The sequence below is a fragment of the Mycobacterium sp. 852014-52144_SCH5372336 genome (assembly GCF_001665615.1).
Taxonomy (GTDB): domain Bacteria; phylum Actinomycetota; class Actinomycetes; order Mycobacteriales; family Mycobacteriaceae; genus Mycobacterium; species Mycobacterium neumannii_A.
Genome location: NZ_LZSW01000059.1, coordinates 268471 through 286521, shown reverse-complemented (window position 1 = coordinate 286521; position 18051 = coordinate 268471). Strand labels below are relative to the sequence as shown.

The following is an 18051-nucleotide window of genomic DNA, read 5'->3' as shown; positions in this document are numbered from 1 at the left end:
GATGAAGAGTAGTGCGGTTCGCCCGCTTACAGGCCTGGCGCTGATAGTCGCCCTCGGTTTGATCATCGCCCTGGCCATCGGTCTTTTTCAGGGCAGCTTCACCAAGACCGAACCCCTGACGGTCATCTCGAATCGGGCCGGTTTGGTGATGAACAACGATGCCAAGGTCAAGATGCGTGGCGTGCAGGTCGGCAAGGTCGAATCGATCGAGTACCGGTCCGACGGCACGGCAGCGCTCCACCTCGCGATGGATCCGTCGCAGCTGCATCTCATCCCGTCGAACGTAAAGGTCGACATCGCATCGTCAACCGTGTTCGGCGCCAAGTCTGTCGACATGGTTTCCCCGGACAACCCTTCACCGCAGCCGCTGCGTCCGGGACAGGTGATTCAGAGCGAGCACGTCATGGTCGAGATCAACACCGTGTTCCAGCAGTTGGTGCAGGTGCTGGACAAGATTGACCCCGCCAAGCTCAATCAGACCCTGGGAGCGATCGCCAAGGCGTTCAACGGCAGGGGTGATAAATTCGGCAAGACGCTGACCGACTTCAACGCATTTCTCGCCAAGATCGAACCGAGCCTGCCGAATCTCAGCCGAGACCTCGAAGTCGCGGCACCGATGTTCAGTGCGTATGCCGACGCGGCGCCCGACCTCGTCAGCACCGTCCGCAGCGCCACGCAGATCAGCAATACCATCGTCGACCAGCAGCAGGAACTCGACCAGTTCCTGGTCAGCTCCATCGGTCTGGCGGACATCGGAAACGAGGTGATCGGCGGCAACGAACCGGCGCTGGCCGAAACATTGCGTCTGCTCGTGCCCACCACCGACGTGTTGAACCGGTATCACGAGTCGCTGACGTGCTCTATCGGCGGGCTTGCCGTGCAGGCGAATTCGCCGCCACTTCCGGGTAACAACAGCGCCGTGGTGGTATCTGCCGGCCTTACGCTCGGTACCGAACGATACCGTTATCCGCAGGACCTGCCGAAAGTCGCCGCCAAGGGCCGGCCTTACTGCAAGGAATTGGGTCTGCCAAATGTTCCCCCTGAGTTCCGGGTGCCTGCGGTCGTCGCTGATGTCGGCGCTAACCCATTCCAGTACGGCAATCAGGGCATCCTGCTAAACTCCGCGGGACTCAAGGACTGGCTCTTCGGGCCGATTCCTGGCCCACCGCGGAACTCTGCACAGATCGGAATGCCAGGATGACCCGCCCGACAGGCACACTCATCAAATTCACCGCGTTCGCGCTCGTGATGGCCGTCCTGACTGCTTTCCTGTTCCTGATCTTCAGCAATATGAGGACCGGGTCGACGAACGGATACTCGGCGATCTTCACGGACGCTTCGCGACTCAAGACTGGTGACACCGTGCGTGTTGCGGGCATCCGGGTCGGGACGGTGAAAGCGGTGTCGCTGCAGTCGGACCGCAATGTGCTCGTCGAATTCGACGCAGATCGCGACATCGTGCTGACCACGGCGACCAAGGCTCAAATTCGCTACCTCAACCTGACCGGCGATCGCTTCCTCGAACTCGCCGACAGCCCGGGATCGACGAAAATACTGGCTGCCGGCTCGCAGATACCCGCGGATCGCACGGCACCCGCCTTGGACCTCGATCTCCTACTCGGCGGGCTCAAACCTGTGATTCAAGGCCTCAATCCGCAAGACGTGAACGCTCTCACCTCTTCGCTGATCCAGATCCTGCAGGGCCAGGGAGGAACCCTCGAATCGCTGTTCTCGAAGACATCGTCCTTCTCAAACTCGTTGGCCGACAACAGCCAGGTCATCGAGGAGTTGATCGATGACCTGCGTACGCTGCTGGATACGCTGTCCAAAGACGGCGATGAATTCTCCGGTGCGATCGACCGCCTCGAGCGACTTGTCAGTGGCCTGTCGGCCGACCGCGATCCGATCGGGGAGGCCATCACATCCCTCGACAACGGCACCGCCTCGCTGGCCGACTTGCTCGGTCGGGCGCGCCCACCGCTGGCCGGCTCCGTCGACCAGTTGACGAGGCTGGCGCCACTGCTGGACGGCAAGTATAGGGATTATTTCGACGCTACCCTGCAGCGCCTGCCCGAGCTCTACCGAAAACTGGCGCGGATCGGTGCCTACGGTTCGTTCTTCCCCTACTACATCTGCGGTATCACCTTCCGAGCCACCGACCTGACCGGCCGCACCGTGGTGTTCCCCTGGGTCAAGCAAGAGACGGGGAGGTGTGCGGAGAACTAATGGCACTCATGGACAGATACCGCGGTTCGCAACTCATCAAAGCGGGCGTCATCGGCGTCACCCTGATGATTCTGGTCATCGTCGCAGGCCTTCAGCCGGAACGACTGCTGCAGTACGCGACCGCCATCAAGTATCAGGCCCTGTTCCTTGAGGCGGGCGGTCTCGCCGTGGGCAACGACGTCACGGTGTCGGGTATCAAGGTCGGCTCGGTGTCCTCGGTCGAACTCGAAAACGGGGACGCACTCGTCGGTTTCACCATCGCGGGCACGGCGGCGCTCGGCTCGGAAACCACCGCGCACATTCGCACGGGGACGCTGCTCGGCGAGCGTGTGCTGGCCCTGGAGTCTTCGGGAAGTGGCACGCTGGACCATCATCAGGTGATTCCGGTAACGCGCACGTCGTCGCCGTACTCCCTGACCGACGCCGTCAGTGAACTCACCGCGAATACCGCTGCGACCGATACCGACACACTGAACCAGTCACTGGATACTCTGGCGACGACGCTCGACCAGATTTCACCGGAGCTGGGCCCGACATTCGACGGCCTGTCCCGGCTGTCGCGCTCGCTCAATGACCGCAACGAGAGTCTGGCCGAGTTGCTGAGAACCGCCGGCGACGTGACCGGCATCCTGTCCGAACGCAGCCAGCAGGTCAACACGCTCATCCTCAATGCCAACGATCTGCTCGCAGTACTCAACGAGCGGCGACAGGCCATCGTCAGCTTGCTCGCGAACACGTCAGCGGTGTCGCAGCAGCTGACCGGTGTGGTAGCCGACAACGAGCAGGAGCTGGCGCCGACGCTGGAGAAGCTCAACAGGGTCAACGCGATGTTGGTCAAGAACCGGGACAACATTTCGAAGGCTCTGCCCGGCCTGGCCAAGTACGAATTGACGCAGGGCGAACTTGTGGCTAGCGGCGCTTATTACAACGCATTCATACCCAACATCTCACCGGCACAAATCCTGCAGCCGTTCCTGGACTACGCCTTCGGGTTCCGCCGCGGAGTCGATGCGGGCCAGCCGCCAGACAATGCCGGGCCACGCGCCGAGCTGCCTTTCCCGGTGAACGGCATCCCGCAACCAGGAGATCTGCCCAATGATGGCAACCCGTAAGCGACTCGCGGTCACCACCGCTGTGCTGCTGGCCGTCGTGCTGGTTGTCGGCGCGGTAGTGCTGGTCCGTCAGATCTTCTTCGGGCCCAACACGATCACCGCGTACTTCCCGACTGCCACAGCGATCTACCCTGGCGATGAGGTTCGCGTATCGGGTGTCAAGGTTGGCAAGATCGACTCCATCCAGGCCGAAGGCACGCAGACCAAGCTGATCTTGAAGGTCGATCACGACGTGCCCGTTCCAGCCGACGCCAAGGCGGTGATCGTCGCCCAGAATCTGGTCGCGGCGCGTTACGTCCAGCTCACGCCGGCGTACCGGAAGGGCGACGGACCGGTCATGGACGACGGCGCGGTGATCCCCAGCGACCGAACCGCAGTCCCCGTCGAGTGGGATGAGGTGAAAGATCAATTGATGCGCCTGGCGACCGAGTTGGGCCCGCAGACTGGAGTGTCGGGTACGTCCATCTCCAGGGCAATCGACAGCGCCGCCAACGCACTGGACGGCAACGGCGACAAGCTCCGGCAGACGCTAGCTCAATTGTCCGGCGCGGCACGCATTTTCGCCGAAGGTGGCGGCAACATCGTCGATATCATCAAGAACCTGCAGACCTTCGTCACCGCGCTTCGCGACAGCAAAGACCAGATCGTGATGTTCGAGGACCGTCTCGCCAGTCTGACCAGCGTCGTGAACGACAGCCGATCGGATCTCGACGCGGCGTTGTCCGACCTGTCGGTTGCACTCGGCGAGGTGCAGCGCTTCGTCGCGGGCAGCCGCGAGCAGGTGTCGGAACAAGTCAAGAGCTTGGCCGATGTTACCCAGGTCTTGGTCGACAATCACATGTCTATCGAAAACGTCCTCCATATCACGCCGAACGCGATCGCCAATTACGGGAACATCTACTACCCCCCCTCCGGGGGGGTGAGTGGCGCGTTCAATTTGTCCAACTTCGCGAATCCGGTGTACTTCATTTGCGGCCTCATCGGCGCCATCGAGAACACCAGTGCCCCCGAAACAGCGAAACTCTGCGCGCAATATCTTGGGCCGGTTCTGCGATTGCTCAACTTCAACAACCTGCCTTTCCCCATAAACGCCTACCTCAGGCCTGCCCCCAAACCAGAAAACATCATCTACACCGACCCGAAGCTTGCGCCGGGAGGCGCCGGGCCGGGCGACCCGCCCGAGCCCTTCCCATCGGTGTCGGCCTACCTCGGCGCCGGCGATATCCCACCGCCCCCGGGTTGGGGTCAGCCGCCCGGCCCACCGGGGTTGTATTCTCCGGGCGGAGAAGTACCCGCGATTCCGTCCCCGGCGTTGTATCCGGGTGCCCCGATTCCAGGGCCGCCCACCGTTCTTCCGGGACCGCCTCCCACGGTGGATGGGATGCTCCTCCCGCAGTCCCCTGCGGTGCCCGCGGATCAGGCGCCGCCGCCCGTGCCACCTGGTACGCCGCTGCTGCCCGCAGAAGGGGGGACACAACCATGACTGGTATGAGGAAGGTCAAGTCGTTGGCCATCGGCGGCGCATGTCTGGTGGTGGCGATGACGGGCTGCTCCTTTCAGGGGTTGAACTCGCTGCCGTTGCCGGGAGCGGTGGGGCGTGGGCCAAATGCCGTTACCTACCACGTCGAGATTCCCAATGTTTCGACGATGGAGTCGAATTCGCCGGTCATGATCAACGACGTGGTCGTCGGCAGCGTTGGCAAGATGACCGTCGACAACTGGCATGCGAATGTGGAGATCTCGGTCAAAGAGGACGTTGTCGTGCCCGCCAATGCGGTGGCCAGGGTTGGGCAGACCAGCCTGCTGGGGTCGATGCACCTGGCTCTCGACCCGCCGCTGGGCCAAGAGCCGAGCGGCAGACTGCGGCCGGGCGCCACTATCGGCTTGAACCGCTCGTCCACCTATCCGACTACCGAACAGACACTTTCATCGCTGTCCGTGATCGCCAACGGAGGCGGTCTGGGACAAATCGGTGACATCATCCACAACTCCAGAATCGCGCTGTCCGGACGTGAGCCGCAGATTCGCGAGCTACTCACCCGCCTCGACAACGTCGTCGGCGTGCTCGACCAGCAGCGTGACAACATCGTCACCACCATCCAGCAATTGAGGCGAGTTGCCGGCACATTCGCAGCTCAACGCGATGTGATCGACCGCGCGCTAACCGACATTCCGCCGGCGCTGGATGTGCTGGTCAGGGAGCGGCCCCGGCTGACCACCGCCCTGCAGAAGCTGGGGCAGTTGAGCGATACCGCGACCCGTTTGGTCAACGACGCCGGGGACGACCTGGTCACCGATCTCAAGAACCTCGAGCCGACTATCAAGGCGCTCGCCGACGTCGGACCGGACCTCACGATCGGACTTCGGTTTGCCACCTCCTTCCCGTACGGTCCGACCTTCGCCGACCGAGTCGCCAAGGGCGATTACATAAACCTGTTCGCCGTGTTCGACATCACCTATCCGCGGCTGAAGCGGACGTTGTTCCTCGGTACTCGGTGGGGCGACCAGGACGCCAAACTCATTCCAGCGCCCGGAGATCCCTACTATCTGAATTACTCATATAACCCGCTCGGTATCGGTGTCACGCCGCCTCCGCCGGAGGATGAGGCCGTCACGCAGGGGCTGCCGCCAGCACAAGCTGGGCCGAGCGGGCCGATGCCGCCGGTGAGCGGGCCGGTGGTTCCGGTGGTGCCACCGGCGAACACTGCCGAGGTGAGCACGTCCGTGCAAGTATTCGCCGGACCATATGAACCCGCAGGGACGGCGCCCGCTATGCCCGTGCCACCGATGCCGGGAGGCGGCGGCTGATGCTCCTCACGCGGTTCGTCCGAAATCAGTTGATCATCTTCACCATCGCGTCGATCGTCGGTGTGACGGTAATGGTGTTCACCTACATGCAACTGCCGGCCCTGCTCGGAATCGGCCACATCCAGGTGACGCTGGAATTGCCGGCCGCCGGTGGTCTGTACCGCTTCTCCAATGTCACTTACCGGGGTGTGCAGGTCGGTGAGGTGCGGGAGGTGAAGCTCACCGAGAACGGAGCGGAAGCGACGCTGACGCTGGGCACCTCGCCGAAGATTCCCGCAGACCTGCAGGCCGAGGTCCGTAGCGTATCGGCTGTGGGTGAGCAGTACGTCGATCTGCGTCCACGAACCGATTCCGGCCCGTTCCTGGAGGATGGGTCGGTTATCCCGATGGCGAATTCCACTGTGCCGCAGCAGGTGGGTCCGATGTTGGATCAGGTCAGCAAACTGGTAGAGAGCCTTCCCGGAGACAGGCTCAGTGACTTGCTCGATGAGTCGTTCAAGGGGTTGAACGGCGCCGGTGAGGACTTTCAATCGCTGCTCGACTCGTCGTCGAACATCACCGAGTACCTCAATGACGTATCCGACCAGAGTCGAGCGCTTATCGACGACAGTGGGCCACTTCTCGAGTCGCAGGCCGAAAGTGCGGAGGCGATCCGGACGTGGGCGCGCAGTTTAGCGGGTATCACCGAGCAGGTCGAGCAGGATGACCCGAAACTGCGGACCATACTGCAGCGCGGACCGGCCTTCGCGCAGGAAGTGTCACAGCTTCTCGCCCAAGTGAAGCCCACGTTGCCGGTTCTGTTGGCGAACCTGACCACACTGGGTCAGATTCTCGTCACCTACAATCCGTCGCTCGAACAAATTCTCGTGCTTCTGCCGGGAGTAATCGCAGCCCAATCGGAATTCGGGCTACCGAAAAACAACCCGACGGGCCTGCCCCTCAGCGACTTCACGTTGACCATCGCTGATCCGAACTCGTGCACGGTCGGCTACCTGCCACCGTCACAGTGGCGCAACCCCGCAGACCTCACCAGCGTTGACACGCCGAACGGGTTGTACTGCAAACTCCCGCAGGATTCGCCCCTCGCAGTGCGGGGCGCTCGCAATTACCCTTGCATGGGACATCCTGGAAAGCGTGCTCCCACAGTGGAACTCTGCAACGACCCCAAGGGGTTCGTGCCCTTGGCCGTGCGCCAACACACACTTGGGCCGTCTCCGTTCGACCCTAATCTGATCGCCCAAGGTGTGCCGGTCGACGACCGCGTCGACTTCAACGACCGGATCCATGCGCCGCTAGAGGGAACACCCCTGCCGCCAGGGGGGCCACCGGTCGGGACCCAGCCCGGGCCGCCGAACCCTCTGACGGCTCCGCTACCGCCGACGCCCTCGTCACCGCCGCCGCCGGTCGGCAATTCCCTCAACGGTGTGCCGATACCGCCGGAGGCAGCGCCGGTCGCCCCGGCCGCCGGCCAGCTACCGCAGGGGCCGCCGCCAGGACCCGTTCCCGTGGTGCCGCCGGACGGCGGCGCGGTTCCGGCAGCACCAAGTGCGTTCGGCAGCAACGGTTCTGGACGCGCCGGCGGACCGTCGGTCGCCGTCGCGGAGTATGACCCACGCACGGGGCGCTATCTCGCACCCAATGGTCAGGTACAGCGGGTTACGACGGAGGCTGCCGGGCCACACCTCAAGACGTGGAAGGACTTATTACCGATCTGAGCAGCTGACGATCTGATCGGACCTGAGGCGCGACTATGACATCCGTTCCAGCCGCACCGGCAATTGGGTGACAACCGACTTGTTGTAACCGCAGGCGCCGCTCGGACTCTGCGTCCTTTCATAACCCACGATCAGATCGCGGTTTTTATTCTTCTCACTTGTGTCGGGAGTCCACCCCCATAAGGCGAAGTGCTGGTGACCGGGGGCTGCGGTGCCGTCGGGGCACGGCTGCCAGTTCGGGATGTCGCGGTCCATCCTCCAGGAGTCGCCGTTCCAGTTGAGCACGCCGGTCCAGCCGGCGTCGCTTCTGACCTCGCCGTAGCATTCGATCGGACTGACGCAGTCCGAGGTCACAGTCCAGGTCTCCAGCTTCGACGGCTGGTCTATGTAGACCATGGCTCCACCCGCGCCGTGCGGACCCGCGCTGGTTTGCGCCCAGTCGCCGTTCGAAAAAGCTCGATACGTGCCATTGAGTGCAACTCCGTAATCGGTGGCATGCGCCGACGGCGCGGATACCAAACCTCCGATCACGACGATTGACGCTACGGCGCCAGCGGCCAACTCAACTCCGCGCATGCTTCCTAGACTATCGCTGCCGGCAGCCATCCTCTGCGAAAGTGAGAATTTGGTTTCCCCGTGTGCGAAAATGGGGGCGTGCGATCCGTCGTCGCAGTGCTTGCCGCCATCGTGACCGCAGGTTCGGTGGCGGCCGCCCCGCCCGCCGCGGGACAACCCGAGTGCAACTATTCCAGCTGCACCCCAGGCATCGTCCCCAACATCGTGCTGGGTTCCTATTGCAGTAATCCCACCTACTACGCGTTCGGTGTGACGTCGTGGGGCCGACTGGTCTTCTGTGGTTCACCTAGGCGTTACGAACCCCGCTGGTTCCGCTCGCCTGAGATGCACGGCGTCAAGAATGAGGGCGACTTGTGCCCCGCCTTGGACGGCGAGGTGGCTCAGGCGCCGGATGGGCTGTTCTTGACGTGCGTGGGCAACAATGGCGCCAGTCGCTGGGTTCGCGGCGACCTGTAGATCTCAGGGGAAGTGCACCCACCGCGTCGCACCGTTGATGTGCGCGCATTTGAGCGGGACACCGGGGGTACGCGGCTGCAAGTCATTGCCGGCTAGGGGTTCCTGCGCGGTATCACCCGGCCTTTCGCAGGGCAGCGCCAATTCGCGTGTGCCGATCAACGGTCCGACACGGACCCACGCGCCATGCGCGGCGCAGATGAGAGTCCCGCGGTTGGCGTCCAAGCCGAAGACGAAGGAAGGGCGAGGTTGACAGGGCGTGCCCTCGACGACGTTATGAGCGACGTTCGGGACGCAGTCCGCCGAGTCACAAGCTGCCGACACCTCATCGGCGAGAATCGTTGTGGCGGCCATCAATCCACAAGCGATGACCGGTGCCGCGAGGATCTTAAGCACCTTTGGCCCCCTTTGGAAATCGAGTCGCTCCTCGGATGTCCAGCCTAGCGCTGTCACCAAAGCTTCGGGCCATGTTCTGAGTCGATGAACCGTACGACGGCGACCCGCCGGGCTGGCTACCCCGTGGGAGTGAACTCGATGTTGATCTCGGTCAGCCCGCGCAGAATGAACGTCGGCTCGTACACATACCGGCGGGCCTCGATCGGGCCGTGCTTATCCTCGCTGACCCTGATGTCACTCAGTCGGTCCAGTAGGCGCTCGACCGAGACGCGGCCCTCCACCCGCGCCAGGGGGGCGCCAGGGCACGAGTGGATACCCCGGCTGAACGCGATGTGCTCGCGGACGTTCTTGCGGTCGAGCGAGAACTCGTGAGGGTTGTCGAACCGCTTGGGGTCGCGGTTGGCGGCGCCCGGGCTCACCATCACCGTGGTGCCCGCGGGCACCGGGGTCTCACCCAAACTGGTTGTCTTCCGCGCCATCCGGAACACGCTCTTCACCGGACTGTCCATGCGCAAGCACTCCTCGATGAAGACCGGGATGAGGCTGCGGTCGTTGCGGAGCCGCTGTTGGATGTCCGGGCGGTCGCTGAGCACCCGCATCGCCGCGCCGAGCAGTTTGGCCGTCGTCTCCTGACCCGCCGCGAACAGGAACGTCGCGGTGCGGACCACGTCGACCACCTCGGGCGTCGAACCATCCGGGTACTTCGCCGTGGCGATCGAGGTCAGCACATCGTCGCGTGGGTTCTCGCGACGCTCCTCGATGTAGCGGGAGAACTTCTCATCGGCCCACTCCAGCGGGTTGGCGGCGATCACCTCGTGGTCGAGCCCGCCGATGTTGGATCCGGGACGCTGGGCGCCGAACGACTCACGGAACGCCTCGTGGTCCTCCTCGGGAACACCGAGCAGGTCGGCGACGACCAGGAGCGAGAACGGCTTGGCGTACGCGGCGAGGAACTCGCACTTGCCGTCGGCGATGAACTCGTCGATGTGGCGGTCTGCCAGCCGCCACATGAAGTCTTCGTTCTCCTTGAGCCGCTTGGGGGTCAGCAGCCGCGCCAGGATCGAGCGGGCGTCGGTGTGCTGCGGCGGGTCCATGGTGACCATGTGCTCGTACATCGGGATCTCGGTGCGGTGCTCTTCGAGCTGTTTGCAGATGTCGTCGCCTTCAGGTGTGAACGGGATGGGCGTGAACGGGCCCATCACCGCGACGCACGACGAGTAGTTCTCCGAGTCCTTGTAGACGGTGTTGGCCGCCTCCCAGCCCGTCACCGCGAGCACACCGTTGTTGATGGGGCAGCACACGGGGTCCTTGCCGCGGATGTGGTCGTAGTACGGATGCGGGTCGGGGACCAGGGAGGGATCGGTGAAGTAGTCGACCGAATCGAAATCTGTGGTCATGTGCGGGAACCCTCCAAGGTCGACGCTGGCGCGTGCTGATGGTGGTGATGAGCAGACGGTGCCGCTCGCGGAAATCTGTTGATCGAATATGCTGAGCACCTGCTTAGCATGGGGCTAAGGTCAGGGTCAAGGATTCGGGACGGGCCGCCACTACGATCGGCGTGTCGGAACGGTTCATGTCGGGAAAGTGAAGTGATCGCATGACTACGCGCGCCGGCCAGGCGCGGCGCATCGGAGCGCCAGACGCGAAGAACCGCGGGGTGCTGCTCGACGCCGCCGAGAAGCTGCTGCTCGAAGACGGCTACGCCGCGGTGACGTCGCGGCGCGTGGCTGAGGCCGCCGGCCTCAAACCGCAACTTGTGCACTACTACTTCCGCACCATGGAAGACCTGTACCTGGCAGTCTTTCGCCGGATGGCTGAAACCGGATTCGATGTGCTGGCGAAGGCGCTGGCTTCGCAGCAGCCACTGTGGGCCTTGTGGCACTTCAGCACGCAGCCGGAGGCCACCAGGCTGACGATGGAGTTCATGGGGCTGGCTAATCACCGCAAGGCGCTGCGAGCCGAGATCGTCCACATGGCCGAACGGTTCAGAGCTGAACAGAACAAGGCGATCGCCACGGCTCTGCGGCGCTACGGTTTCGAGACGGCCGACGTGCCGCCGGTGGTGTGGACTGTGTTCGCGACGAGCGTTTCTCAAGCGCTGACCGTCGAACGTGCGTTGGGCATGACGACCGGCCACGCGGAGACATTCGCGTTCTGCGAGAGATGGATTCGTCGGCTGGAGGGCGAACCGATTCCAGCCGACGAGGCGATGTCGCCCGACGTTCAGTAACTCCGGATCGAGCAGAGCGCACCCTTCGGACCCTGATGGGTCTTGACGACCACCCCGTCGACGGCGAGCGCGCAATGGATGTTCGGGTTCTGTACGCCCGGTCCGCTGGTCGCCGTGACCATTGCCCAGCTCTCCGGGTTGGCCAACTGCACGTCGAGGTTCCACTGCTGATCCGGCCCGACCTGGGCCTCGACCTTCGGGCTGAACTGGTACGGGTTGTGGCTGTAGGCCGCCCAGTTCGGCGGATCGACGTCCCGGTAGTAAACGTCGACGAAGAACGGTTGTTCGGCCCACACCGTGTACTTGACGTTGTGCAGGGGTGCGGGCGGCGGTGGAGGTGGCTGTGCCGCCACCGGCGCCACCGAGATTAGTACGCCGCCAGCCGTGACGGCCGTTGCCGACGCGAGTGACAGCAACGGCGATTTCAGCGCTCGCCCGCGTGCCCGCGAAAATTTCATTTCCGAATCTTAGAACGATGTTTCACGGCCGGGTCCCGATTCGCCTCAGACCGTCAGAATGGTCGCCGACGCCGTCCCCGGCGCCCCGTAGACCTGGGCCAGCCCGACCTTCGGCTCCCCGGGTACCTGGCGGTCACCGGCCTCGCCGCGCAACTGGCGGACGAGTTCGTGCACCTGGCGCAGGCCCGACGCCCCGATCGGTTCACCGTTGGCGATCAAACCGCCGTCGGTGTTGATCGGCATGGATCCGTGAATCTCGGTGGCTCCGTCAGCGAGCAGCTTCTCCTGCTCCCCGTCGGCGCACAAACCGGTCTCGGCCATGTGGATGACCTCCGCGCCGGCGTCAGTGTCCTGCAGCTGTGCGACGTCGACGTCCTCGGGGCCGATGCCCGCCACCTCGTAGGCGGCCCTCGCCGCGTACACCGTGGGCGAGGCGTCCTCGTCGAGCGGCGCCGACGTGGCGTGCACCTCGTAGGCGCCGAAGGTTCGGGTCCGGATCTCGGTGGCCTTCACGTACACCGGCTTGTCGGTGAAGCGGTGCGCGATGTCACCCCGGCACATGATCACCGCGGCCGCACCTTCGTCGGGTGCACAGAACATGTACTGCGTCAGCGGATAGTTCAGCACGGTCGAGTTGAGGATCTCCTCGACCGGAATCTCCTTGCGGCGGAAGGCGTTCGGGTTCAGCGCGCCGTTGCGGAAGTTCTTGTTGGCCACCCGCGCCAGCGTCTCCTGCGAGATGCCGTGCTTGTGGATGTAGTGGTTGGCCTTCATCCCGAAGAACTTGGTGGTGACGAACTGACCGTTCTCGGCGTACCACTGCGGCAGCGCGAGCTTGGCGGGATCGTCGGTGAACGCCCCGCGCGGGTGCTTGTCCAATCCGATCGCAATGCCGATGTCGTATTTGCCGAGCCGGATGGTGTCGGCGGTCTGCTGGATGGCGCTGGCCGCGGTGGCGCACGCGTTGAAGACGTTGGTGAAGGTGATACCGGTCAGCCCGACCAACCGGGTCACCGCGTCCGGGTTGGACACCTCATAGCTGCCGCCGAACCCGAACTGGATGTCCTTCCAGTCCACCTTCGCATCGGTCAGTGCGGACTGGATGGCTTCGGCGCCCATCTCCATCGCGGTCTTGTCGAACCGGCCGAACGGGTGCAGCCCCACCCCGATGATCGCGACGTCATTAGTCATGGTCGGTTTCTCCTCTAGACCGGCTTGAACGCGAACGTGACGACCTCGTTGCCCTCGTCGTCAGTGGTGAACGGGATCATCGTCAGCTCGACTTCCTGACCGAACTGGAGTTTGGCCGGGTCGTTCTCGGTGAGCCGGCCCTCGACCCGGATGACGTCCTCGAGCTGGACCAGGCCGACGCCGAACGGGACGAAATCCTTACCGGTCGGCCCCTTGTACGGCGGGCCCGGCGGGAACCCCTGCGTCGTCCAGGCCACCAGCGTGCCGCGCCGAGGCAGTTTGACCTCGGACATCGCGTCCGCGCTGCACTTGGGGCACCGTTGCTGGATCGGGAAGGTGGTCGCGCCGCATGCGCCGCACCGGCTCCCGATCAGCTCGGGATTGTCGGCGGGCCAGGTCGAGATTTCAGGCGCGAGGGCAATCTGTTGTGTCGACACGCCGCTGACATTAATCGGAAATAGCGTTCTCGTCTAGAGAGAACAAGAGTGGTCGGATGCTTCCGGGAACGCGTCCGGAGGCCGATCGGCATCAGCTAGCCTCCGGATGTGGACGACGACAAGGCGCAGATTTCCGAGGTACTCATCCGTTACGCCACCGGCATCGACGCCAAGGACTGGGCGTTGTTTCGCACCTGCTGGACCGATGTCGTCGACATCGACTACGGCGACCTCGGCACGTTCACCGATGCCGACGCGTTCACCTCGCTGATGAACCAGATTCACGACTCGATGGGCGACACGTTCCACCGCATCTCCAACGTGGTGATCGACGTGGACGGGGATCGGGCGACGGCGCGGTCGTACGTCCACGCCGTGCTTCTGGCCGTGCCGGGAGACTCCAACAGTTGGATCGACGCCGTCGGCCGCTACGACGACGAACTCGTCCGCACCCCGCAGGGGTGGCGGATCGGCAAGCGGTCGACGCACATCAGCCGCGTGATGAGCGCGTCGGGCGTCGCGCAGTGACCGACGGCCAGGGGTTCGCCGCGCGATACGGACCGTGGGCGGTGATCGCGGGTGCATCCGAGGGAATCGGGGCCGCGCTGGCCGATGAACTGGCCTCGTGCGGAATCGATCTCGTGCTGATCGCACGCAATGGTCCACTGCTCGAGGAGGTCGCCGCCCGTGCACGCGATACGCACGGCGTGCAGGCGCGTGCCGTCGTGCAGGACCTGACCGACCCCGATGTGGTGGTCAAGATCGCCGCGGCCACCGACGGCCTCGAGGTCGGGCTGCTGATCTACAACGCGGGTGCCTCCGACCGCACCTCGACGTTTCTCGACAACGAGTTCGACTATTCGCTCATACAGGTGGCGTTGGACTGCGTCGGGCCGATGGCGTTGACGCACCACTTCGCACCCGCGATGACCGAACGGGTCCGCGGCGGCATCGTGATCGTCGCATCGCTGGCCTGCCTGGCGGGTTCGGCGACACTGGCCGTCTACTCGGCGGTCAAGGCCTTCCAGCACACCTTCGCCGAGGGCCTGTGGGCCGAGCTGCGGCCACACGGCGTGGACGTGTGCTGCACGCCGCGCGGTATGACCTACACACCGGCGTTGGCGCGGATGGGTGTGGCCTACGACCCCAGACTCAGATGCGCTCGGAGGACGTGGCGGCCGAGATCGTCGAAAACATCGGCAACGGGCCTAGTTTCGTCGTCGGCGAGACGGATCGCGCAATGGCATCGCAGGTGTGGACCGTCGACCGGCGCGTGTTGGTCGAGATGATCAGCGCGGCCTCAACCGATTTCGCCGCCAAGAGGGAGCAGTAGATGAGCGTCGTGCCTGGGCCGATTCGTCAGATCGGATACATCGTCACCGACATCGACCGGGCGATGGCGAGTTGGCTCGACCTCGGCGTCGGACCTTGGTTCGTGATGCGCAACCTGCCGCTTCGCGGGGTCTACCGCGGCGCGCCGTGCGAGATCTCGATGACGCTCGGGCTGGCCAACAGCGGTGAGCTGCAGGTCGAGCTGATCCAGCAAGACGACGACACCCCGAGCATCTACACCGAGTTCCTGGCCGCGAAAGGCCCGGGCTATCACCAGTTGGCTTACTGGGCCGAGGATTCGACGCCGCGATGGCGTCGGCACGTGAGGCGGGCTGGCCAGTCGTCTGGTCGGGTGGTGAGGACGTCGGGGCGCGCTTCGCCTACCTCGAGGCGCCGGACAGTCCGGCGACGATCATCGAGGTGATGGAGCTGACCGAAACGACCACCGGGATGGCGCACTACGTCCGCGACAGCGCGGCGAACTGGGACGGCAGCGACCCGATCCGCGTCCTCGGCGGTTAATGGTTTCGCGAAACTGTATTCCAGCAGGCGTCTTCTCGAACTTCCGCTGCTGGAATACAGTTTCGCGGGAGCGTGGGCGACGCACGCGGAAAACTATTTGGCGCGGTTCATGGCCTTGTCGGCGGCGGCCCAGTGCTCGTCGGACACCCATAGCCGCGCGAACGCGGCGACGGCCTCGTCGGTCGAGGCGCCTTTCATCACCCGCTTGATCTCGCCGGCCGCGCGGTGGGCCAGCTTGCGGGCGATCGCGCGCCAATCGTCGTCGAACGACTCGCGCGGCAGCACGCGGTCGACCAGGCCGAGGCGATGGGCCTCGGGGGCCTCGAGGATGGTGCCGGTGCCCGCCAACAAGAGCGCCTGGCTGTAGCCGACGAGCCCCACCAGTCGCTCCGCGCCGCCCCACGCCGGCATGATCTCGAGCGCCACCTGGTTGAAGCCGATCTTGATGTCGGCGGCGGCCAGTCGGATGTCGGCGGCGGTTGCGAACTCGGCACCGCCGCCGAGCGCATGCCCGTTGAGCACCGCGACCGTCGGCGCCGGGAACTGCACGATCCGGTCGCACACCGAGCGCATCTGCCGCGCCATCGCGGCGGCGTCCTCTTCGGTGCGCAACGCGGCGAGTTGTTTGAGGTCACCGCCGGAGACGAAGGCCCGGTCGCCGGCGCCCTTGACGACGAGCGCGGTGGCACCCCGGGCACCGTCGAGCGCGGTGTGCAACTGCTCCATGGTCTCGGGCGCAATCGCATTGCGCGCCTGCGGCCGGTCGATGGTGATGACGGCGAGGCCGTCGTCCCACTCGAGGTCCACCATCAAACATTCTCCGTATGCGATATTGGCATTCTCGGAAACAGAGAATAGCATCGCCTCCGTGTTGGAGCCGTCCCCCGGAGGTGTTGGGAGCCCATGCGAAACATCCCGGTCGAGCTGAGGAAACGCTACGAAGAAGAGGGCTGGTGGACCCGCGACACGCTCGGTGAACTGCTCGCCCGGCACCTGACGGCCAATCCCGACACCGGCTTCTGGGTGCACTCGGATGTGCGCCCGTTCGCGGGCACGTTCGCCGATGTCGAACTGCAGGCCCGTCGCCTCGCGGCGGGGCTGCACCGGCGCGGCGTCGGCCCCGGCGACGTGGTCGCCCTGCAGCTGCCGAACTGGATGGAAGCGGCCGTCGCGTTCTGGGCGGCGGCGTTCCTCGGCGCGGTCGTCGTGCCGATCGTGCACTTCTACGGCCGCAGGGAACTCGGCCACATCCTGTCGACGTCGCGGCCGAAGGTGTTCATCACCGCCGAGGAGTTCGGCCGGATGAAATTCCAGCCCGACCTGGCTGCCGATGTCCCGATCGTCGGCCTGGTCGGTGACAACTTCGCCGAGCTCCTCGACGACGAGCCGCTCGCGGGCACGCTGCCCGCCGATCCGGCCAGCCCGGCGCTGATCGCGTTCACCTCGGGCACCACGAGCAACCCCAAGGGCGTCATCCACAGCCACCAGACGCTGGGTTTCGAGACGCGCCAGTTGCTCGCGAACTATCCCGAGAACCGGGGCCGGCAGCTGACCGCGACGCCGATCGGCCACTTCATCGGCATGCTGGGTGCCTTCCTCATCCCGGTGCTCGAGGGTGCCCCGATCGACCTCTGCGATGTGTGGGATCCGGGCAAGGTCCTCAAACTCATCGAGACCGAGGGGCTGTCGATCGGCGGCGGCCCGCCGTACTTCGTCACCAGCCTGCTCGACCACCCCGACTGCACCGACGCGCACCGGTCAAAGTTCACCACCGTCGGACTCGGCGGTTCGACCGTCCCGGCAGCGGTCACCCGCCGGCTCGCCGACCTGGGCTTCTTCGTATTCCGCTCCTATGGCAGCACCGAGCATCCGTCGATCACCGGATCGCGGCCCACGGCGCCGGAGGACAAGCGGCTCTACACCGACGGGGACCCTCGTCCGGGCGTGGAGATCAAGCTCACCGAGGAAGGCGAAATCCTCTCCCGCGGCCCGGACCTATGCCTGGGCTACACCGACGACGAGCTGACCAGGCGCGCGTTTGACGACGACGGCTGGTATCACACCGGCGACATCGGCGTGCTCGACGAGGACGGTTACCTGACGATCACCGACCGCAAGGCCGACGTCATCATCCGCGGTGGCGAGAACATCTCCGCGCTCGAGGTCGAGGAGGTGCTGCTGAGCATGCCGGCCGTGGCCGAGGCGGTGGTGGTGGCCGCGCCCGACACCCGGCTCGGTGAGCGCACCGCGGCGGTGCTGCGCATCCGTGACGGGCACGCGATACCCACGCTCGACGATGTCCGTGCGCACTTCAAGGCCGCCGGCATCGCGGTCCAGAAGTGGCCCGAAGATTTGCACCAGGTACCGGCCGGGCAGGACTACCCCCGCACGGCCAGCGGCAAGGTCCAGAAGTTCCGCGTGCGGGAAGAGGTCCGAGCGAACAGCGCGGCCGCCCGTACACCAGGGTCGTGATTCGAGGGTGGCCCACAGGCCTGGGGCACCACTTGCGAGCTGGATTGGCGCGCCGTGCGGGCCGAGGGACGTTGCGAACCCGACGTTTGTGAGAATAGGATTCTCCCGAGAGGATAAGGAGCG

Annotated in this window: 17 protein-coding genes and 1 pseudogene; 12 read left to right on the top strand and 6 right to left on the bottom strand. The window is 64.7% G+C overall.

Annotated features, from left to right (window positions below; all coding sequences use genetic code 11):
- Position 1: 1 nt before the first annotated feature.
- From A5759_RS21130 to A5759_RS21105, 6 genes are read left to right on the top strand one after another with little or no spacing between them, the layout of a single operon-like run.
- Positions 2-1201: an MCE family protein gene (locus A5759_RS21130; RefSeq protein WP_067386893.1), complete on the top strand. Its 1200-nt coding sequence runs from the start codon at positions 2-4 to the stop codon at positions 1199-1201.
- On the top strand, positions 1198-2226 hold the full coding sequence (locus A5759_RS21125; protein WP_067386627.1) for an MCE family protein: 1029 nt from the start codon (positions 1198-1200) through the stop codon (positions 2224-2226). Before A5759_RS21130 ends, A5759_RS21125 begins: the two co-directional genes overlap by 4 nt.
- A gap of 8 nt (positions 2227-2234) precedes the next feature.
- Positions 2235-3338 carry an MCE family protein gene (locus A5759_RS21120; RefSeq protein WP_067386894.1) on the top strand — a complete coding sequence of 368 codons (1104 nt, stop codon included), beginning with the start codon at positions 2235-2237 and terminating at the stop codon, positions 3336-3338.
- Positions 3322-4821: an MCE family protein gene (locus A5759_RS21115; RefSeq protein WP_067386629.1), complete on the top strand. Its 1500-nt coding sequence runs from the start codon at positions 3322-3324 to the stop codon at positions 4819-4821. The genes A5759_RS21120 and A5759_RS21115 overlap by 17 nt, the downstream gene beginning before the upstream one ends.
- Positions 4822-4826: 5 nt before the next feature.
- Positions 4827-6146 (top strand): MCE family protein, encoded by a 1320-nt coding sequence (locus A5759_RS21110; RefSeq protein WP_067386631.1) that lies wholly within the window; start codon positions 4827-4829, stop codon positions 6144-6146.
- Positions 6146-7861, top strand: coding sequence for an MCE family protein (locus A5759_RS21105; protein ID WP_067386633.1), 1716 nt, complete (start codon positions 6146-6148; stop codon positions 7859-7861). The genes A5759_RS21110 and A5759_RS21105 overlap by 1 nt, the downstream gene beginning before the upstream one ends.
- A gap of 33 nt (positions 7862-7894) precedes the next feature.
- Here the strand turns inward: A5759_RS21105 and A5759_RS21100 are convergent, their stop codons facing one another.
- Positions 7895-8437, bottom strand: a complete 543-nt coding sequence (locus A5759_RS21100) for a hypothetical protein (RefSeq protein WP_067386635.1) — start codon at positions 8435-8437, stop codon at positions 7895-7897.
- A 78-nt stretch (positions 8438-8515) separates the two neighbouring features.
- On the opposite strand from A5759_RS21100, the gene A5759_RS21095 reads away from it, so the two are divergent.
- Positions 8516-8893: a hypothetical protein gene (locus A5759_RS21095; RefSeq protein WP_067386637.1), complete on the top strand. Its 378-nt coding sequence runs from the start codon at positions 8516-8518 to the stop codon at positions 8891-8893.
- Between the two features lie 509 nt (positions 8894-9402).
- On the opposite strand, the gene A5759_RS21085 is transcribed toward A5759_RS21095, so the two are convergent.
- Complete coding sequence (locus tag A5759_RS21085; protein ID WP_067386642.1) at positions 9403-10683, bottom strand: cytochrome P450; 1281 nt, start codon at positions 10681-10683, stop codon at positions 9403-9405.
- A 200-nt stretch (positions 10684-10883) separates the two neighbouring features.
- On the opposite strand from A5759_RS21085, the gene A5759_RS21080 reads away from it, so the two are divergent.
- On the top strand, positions 10884-11516 hold the full coding sequence (locus A5759_RS21080) for a TetR/AcrR family transcriptional regulator (RefSeq protein ID WP_067386644.1): 633 nt from the start codon (positions 10884-10886) through the stop codon (positions 11514-11516).
- Here the strand turns inward: A5759_RS21080 and A5759_RS21075 are convergent.
- Genes A5759_RS21075 through A5759_RS21065 form a run of 3 tightly spaced genes read right to left on the bottom strand, consistent with a single transcriptional unit; the run spans position 11510 to position 13602 of the window.
- A complete protein-coding gene (locus tag A5759_RS21075; protein WP_067386646.1) occupies positions 11510-11974 on the bottom strand; it encodes a hypothetical protein in 465 nt (154 codons plus the stop codon). The two genes, A5759_RS21080 and A5759_RS21075, sit on opposite strands and share 7 nt — an antisense overlap.
- A 45-nt stretch (positions 11975-12019) precedes the next feature.
- Entirely contained in the window at positions 12020-13165 is a 1146-nt protein-coding gene (locus A5759_RS21070; RefSeq protein WP_067386648.1) for a thiolase family protein, read from the bottom strand.
- Positions 13166-13179: 14 nt separating this feature from the next.
- Positions 13180-13602 carry a Zn-ribbon domain-containing OB-fold protein gene (locus A5759_RS21065; RefSeq protein ID WP_197506140.1) on the bottom strand — a complete coding sequence of 141 codons (423 nt, stop codon included), beginning with the start codon at positions 13600-13602 and terminating at the stop codon, positions 13180-13182.
- A gap of 108 nt (positions 13603-13710) precedes the next feature.
- Between A5759_RS21065 and A5759_RS21060 the strand changes: the two genes are divergently transcribed.
- From A5759_RS21060 to A5759_RS21050, 3 genes and pseudogenes are all read left to right on the top strand, one after another.
- A complete protein-coding gene (locus A5759_RS21060; RefSeq protein ID WP_067386652.1) occupies positions 13711-14130 on the top strand; it encodes a nuclear transport factor 2 family protein in 420 nt (139 codons plus the stop codon).
- Positions 14127-14891: an SDR family oxidoreductase gene (locus A5759_RS21055; RefSeq protein WP_067386654.1), complete on the top strand. Its 765-nt coding sequence runs from the start codon at positions 14127-14129 to the stop codon at positions 14889-14891. Before A5759_RS21060 ends, A5759_RS21055 begins: the two co-directional genes overlap by 4 nt.
- A gap of 44 nt (positions 14892-14935) precedes the next feature.
- Positions 14936-15456: pseudogene (locus tag A5759_RS21050) on the top strand (VOC family protein).
- Positions 15457-15549: 93 nt separating this feature from the next.
- On the opposite strand, the gene A5759_RS21045 reads toward A5759_RS21050, so the two are convergent.
- A complete protein-coding gene (locus A5759_RS21045) occupies positions 15550-16266 on the bottom strand; it encodes an enoyl-CoA hydratase/isomerase family protein (RefSeq protein ID WP_067386656.1) in 717 nt (238 codons plus the stop codon).
- A 93-nt stretch (positions 16267-16359) separates the two neighbouring features.
- On the opposite strand from A5759_RS21045, the gene A5759_RS21040 reads away from it, so the two are divergent.
- The gene (locus tag A5759_RS21040; RefSeq protein WP_067386658.1) at positions 16360-17928 is read left to right on the top strand and encodes an AMP-binding protein; all 1569 of its coding nucleotides are present in this window, start codon (positions 16360-16362) and stop codon (positions 17926-17928) included.
- Positions 17929-18051: the final 123 nt, after the last annotated feature.